At 71.8% G+C, this 5,158-nt stretch carries 2 protein-coding genes; both read right to left on the reverse strand.

Annotation, left to right across the window (positions count from 1 at the left end):
• On the reverse strand, positions 1-654 hold a 654-nt coding region (locus PV679_RS35775), incomplete at its 3' end, for a beta-ketoacyl synthase N-terminal-like domain-containing protein (protein WP_319685462.1).
• Between the two features lie 66 nt (positions 655-720).
• The gene (locus PV679_RS35780; protein WP_319685463.1) at positions 721-5,154 is read right to left on the reverse strand and encodes a type I polyketide synthase; all 4,434 of its coding nucleotides are present in this window, start codon (positions 5,152-5,154) and stop codon (positions 721-723) included.
• Positions 5,155-5,158: the final 4 nt, after the last annotated feature.

Raw genomic sequence — 5,158 nt, forward strand, 5'->3', positions numbered from 1 at the left:
GTTCGCCGCCAGATGCAACGCGACCAGCGACGACGAACACGCCGTGTCCACCGTCACCGCCGGCCCCTCGAACCCGTACGTGTAGGACAACCGGCCGGAGGCGACACTGCCGGCGCTGCCGCTGAACAGATAGCCCTCGAAGTCCTCGGGAGGCAGATGCGGGCGCGAACCGTAGTCGTTGTACATCACTCCGGCGAACACACCGGTACGGGAACCACGCAGCGCCGCCGGATCGAGACCGGCGCTCTCGAATGTCTCCCACGCGGTCTCCAGCAGCAGGCGCTGCTGCGGATCGACGGCGGTCGCCTCCCTCGGAGACATCCCGAAGAACTCCGGGTCGAAGCGGTCCGCGTCATGGAGGAAGCCGCCCTCACGGCTGTACGAGGTACCGGTCCGCTCCGGGTCCGGGTCGTACAGCGCGTCCAGGTCCCAGCCCCGGTTCACCGGAAACTCACTGACGGCGTCCGTACCTTCCAGCACCAGCCGCCACAGATCCTCCGGCGACGCCACTCCGCCCGGATAACGGCACGCCATCCCGACAATCGCGATCGGCTCACGCTGCCGGTCCTCGGCCTCGCGCAGCTTCCTGCGCGCGTCGCGGGCGTCCGCGATGGCCTTCTTGAGGTAGTCGCGCAGCTTCTCCTCGTCCGCCATGGTTCTCAACTCCCAGATGTGGTGTGGTCGATGGCCTCTGATGCAGAGGAACAGCCGGTTGTGCGCTCAGTCGAGTTCGTCGACGAGGGCGAACAGCTCCTCGTCGGAGGCGGAGTCGAGGTTGTCCTCCTCACCGCCGGCCCCGGTGCTGCCGCTCGCCAGATCCGCGGCGTCGAGCAGTTCACGCAGCCGGGCGGTGATCCGGTCGTACGCGTCGGTGTCCATGGCGGACTGCTCGATCGCGGACTTGAGCCGGGCCAGCTCGGCCAGGACTGGTTCGCCGGGCGCCGCGTCCACGACGAGTTGCCCGAGCAGATACGCCGCGAGCGCGGCCGGTGTGGGATGGTCGAAGACCGTCGTGGTGGGCAGCCGCAGTCCGGTCGCCGTTCCGAGCTGGTTACGGAGCTCGACGGCGGTCAATGAGTCGAAGCCGAGCTCCATGAAGGCCCGCTCGGGATCGATCTCGCCCGGGTCCGTGTGGCCGAGGACGGCGGCCACCCGGCCGCACACCAGATCGGTGAGCGTCCGGCCGCGTTCGGCCGGAGGCAGTGTGGCGAGCCGCTCCGCGAGACCGGTCCCGAGGTCCTGGCCGCCGGACGCCGCCACCGCACGCTTGGGCATCGCCGGCACCAGGCCGCGCAACACGGCGGGAATTCCCGCGCCGGACGCCCGCAGCGCGGCGGTGTCCAGGCGGGTGACCGCGAGCACCGGCTCGCCGGTGGCGGGTGCGGCGTCGAACAGGGCCATGGCGTCGTCGCTCGCCAGTGGCAGCAGCCCGGAGCGCGCCAGACGGCGCAGATCCGCGTCGGCGAGATGACCGGCGATGGAGCCGGTCTCGCCCCACAGTCCCCAGGCGAGCGAGAGGCCCGGCAGTCCCTGGGCCCTGCGGTGGCCGGCCAGAGCGTCGAGGAAGGTGTTGGCCGCGGCGTAGTTGGCCTGTCCGGCGGTGCCGAGCAGACCGGCGACGGAGGAGTACAGCACAAAGGCGGTGAGGTCCATGTCGCGGGTCAGTTCATGCAGATGCCAGGCCGCGTCCACCTTGGGCCGCAGTACGGCGTCCAGCCGCTCAGGCGTCAGTCCCTCGATCGGGACATCGTCGAGCACACCGGCCGTATGTACCACGGCCGTCAGCGGATCCTCCGGCGAGAAACAGCCCAGCAGCACAGCCAGCGCCGCACGATCCGTCACATCGCACGCCACCACCGAGACCTCGGCACCCAACGCCGCCAACTCCGCGGACAGTTCCTCCGCACCCGGCGCGTCCGGACCGCGACGGCTCACCAGCAATAACCGCCGGACGCCGCTCGACACCACGAGATGCCGGGCCGCGATCGTGCCCAGCGCACCGGTGGCACCGGTGATGAGCACCGTGCCGTGGTCCCAGCGCGGTGCGGTCGCAGGCGCCGTGGTGTCCGGTGTTGTGTTCTCAGATGTTGCGTTCTCAGGAGTGTTCTGCGGAGTGTTCTGCGGCGTTGTGTCGGCCTCCGCGGCCGGCCGGGTGCGGGCCAGCCGTGGGACGAGCACGGTGCCACCACGCACCGCCGCCTGTGGTTCACCGCTGTGCACGGCCCGCGCGAGAAGGCCGGCCGAGGTGGCGGCGCTCTCGCTGTCGATGAGGACCACGCGGCCCGGATTCTCGGTCTGGGCGGAGCGCAGCAACCCCCATACCGGAGCGTGGACCAGGTCGGTCACATCCTCTCCGGGCCCGGCCGCGACCGCGCCACGGGTCACCACGACCAGCCGGGTGCCGGAGAACCGCTCATCGGCCAGCAATGACCGCGTGTCCGCCAGCACACGGTGCGACTCGGCCCGGACCCTGTCCGGCAGCTCCTCGCCGGTGACCGGGCCGGGGAGGCAGGGAATGAGCAGGACGGACGGTGCCTTCGCGCCCTCGTCGAGCGCGCGTACGGCGGCGGCGCCATCGGTGTACGACCGCACCGGACCGCCGGCCAGGCCGAGTCCTTCGGTTCCTTCGTCGCCGAGCACGGCCCAGTCGAGGGACTGCTCGGCGGTGTGACCGTCCCGCAGCGGGGTCCAGTCGACCCGGAGCAGAGCGTCGCCCGCACTGCCGGCCGCCGCGCGCAGCGCCTCGACGGACAGCGGCCGCAGTGTGAGCGCCTCCACCTCGGCGACCGGTGCGCCGGTGCCGTCGGCCACGGTCAGCCGGACCGTCGGCGAGTCGGGATCGGTGCCGGTGAAAGCGAGCCGGACACGCAGTGTGGTGGCGCCGGAGGCCCGCACGGTGACAGCGGACCAGGAGAAGGGCAGCCACGATCCGCTGTCGTCGCCGGCGACGCCGGGCAGCAAGGGATGGAGTGCGGCGTCGAGCAGCGCCGGATGGATCGCGAACCGGCCGGCGTCCGAGCGCTGGTCCTCGCCGAGCGCGACCTCCGCGTAGAGCTCGCCGTCCGCCGTCCACAGCCGGCGCAGATTCCGGAACGCGGGCCCGTACTCGTATCGCTGCTCGGCGAGCCGCTCGTAGACCCCGCTCAGATCGGTCTCGACGGCGCCGGCCGGCGGCCAGATCGTCAATCCGTGGGCAGTCGACTCATGGTCGGTCAGCCCGTCTGCCGTACCGAGCCTGCCATGCGCGTGCAGCGTCCAGTCGCCCGCGCTCTCGTCGGCTCCGCCGTCGGGCCGCGCATAGATCCGCAGCGGACGGCCACCGGCGCTGTCGGCGGCTCCGGCGACAAGCTGCAACTGGACCCCGCCCCGCTCCGGCAGTAGCAGAGGCGCCGCCAGGGTCAGTTCGTCGACACCTGTGGCGCCGATCTGCTCACCGGCCCGCAGGGCCAGTTCCAGCAGGCCGGTGCCGGGCACCAGCACCGTGCCGGCGACGGCGTGATCGGTCAGCCAGGGATGGCTGTGCCGTGACAGCCGTCCGGTGACAAGGTGTTCGTCGCGGCCCGCGAGGGCCACCGCCGCGCCGAGCAGCGGATGGCCGGTGGCGGTCAGACCCAGTCCGGCGGCATCAGCGGCACGGGCCGGTTCCTCCAGCCAGTACCGCTGCCGCTGGAAGGCGTAGCCGGGCAAGTCGACCGTGCGCGCACCGGGGAACACGACGTCCCAGCGCACCGCCGCGCCACGCGCGGCCAGCAGCCCGAGAGCGGAGGCGAAGGCGTGGTCCTCGGGACGGCCCCCGCGCAGTGCCGGAGTGAGCGCACCGGCGTCGGTGGTCAGGGATTCCTGGACCAGCGCGGTCAGCACACCGTCCGGACCGAGCTCCAGCCACTCGGTGACGCCTTGCGCGGCCAGCAGCCGCACTCCGTCGAGGAAGCGGACAGGACGGCGGATGTGCTGCGCCCAGTACTCGGGCGCGGTGAGCTGCTCGGTGGTGGCGAACTCACCGGTGACATTGGAGACCACCGGTATGCGCGGCGGACGGAAGGTGAGGTCTTCGGCGACGGAACGGAACTCGTCGAGGACATCGTCCATGTGCGGTGAGTGGAAGGCGTGGCTGACCGGCAGCCGCTTGGTCCGGCTGCCCTTCTCCCGCCAGTGAGCGGCGACGGCGTCGACCGCGGACTCGTCACCGGAGATCACGGTGGAGCGCGGGCCGTTGACTCCGGCGATCGTCACCGTGTCGCCGTATCCGGCGAGGCCGGCGCGCACGTCGTCCTCCGCCGCCTCCAGCGCCGCCATGGCACCGCCTTCGCGGGCCGCCTGCATCAGCCGTCCGCGCTCGCTGACCAGGACACAGGCGTCCGGCAGGTCGAGCACGCCGGCCAGATGCGCGGCGGTCACCTCGCCGATGGAGTGACCGAGCAGGAAGTCCGGTGTGAGACCGTGATGCTCGGCCAGCCGGAACAGCGCGGTCTCCAGCGCGAACAGGGCGGCCTGCGTGAACGCCGTCTGGTCGAGCAGAGCCGAATCGGCGGAGTCTCGCGGAGCGAAGAGCACACTCTTCAGGGGCCGGACGAGTTCGCGGTCCAGATGGACACAGACCTCGTCGAAGGCGGCGGCGAACACCGATGAGGACGCGTACAGTTCGCGGCCCATTCCGAGGCGCTGCGAGCCCTGTCCGGTCAGCAGGAACGCGGTCTTGCCGCGACTCACCCGGCCAGCGTGGACAACGGCAGGCGAAGCGTCGCCCGCCGCCAGCGCGGAGAGTCCTTCGAGAAGTTCGTCCCGTCCCGCGGCCACCACCGCGGCGGCGTTGTCATGCAGGGCACGGGTCGTGGCCAGCGAGCGGCCGAGGTCGCCGGCCGCCGCCTCCGGATGGGCCACGGCGTACTCCAGCAGCCGTGCGGCCTGGGCGCGCAGCGCCTGCTCACCGCGCGCCGAAACCAGATACGGCGCGACGGGCAGTGCGGGCGCCTGTGCCGGTTCCGGCTGCTCGCCGGTGGTCCCGGCGTCCTGCTCGGTGCCTTGTTCGATGATGAGGTGTGCGTTGGTGCCGCTGATCCCGAAGGAGGAGACGGCGGCGCGGCGCGGCCGGTCGACCTCGGGCCACTCCCGCTGCTCCGTCAGCAACTCCACCGCACCGGACTCCCAGTCCACATGC

The sequence above is a fragment of the Streptomyces sp. AK02-01A genome (assembly GCF_033795305.1).
In the GTDB taxonomy this organism is placed as follows: Bacteria; Actinomycetota; Actinomycetes; order Streptomycetales; family Streptomycetaceae; genus Streptomyces.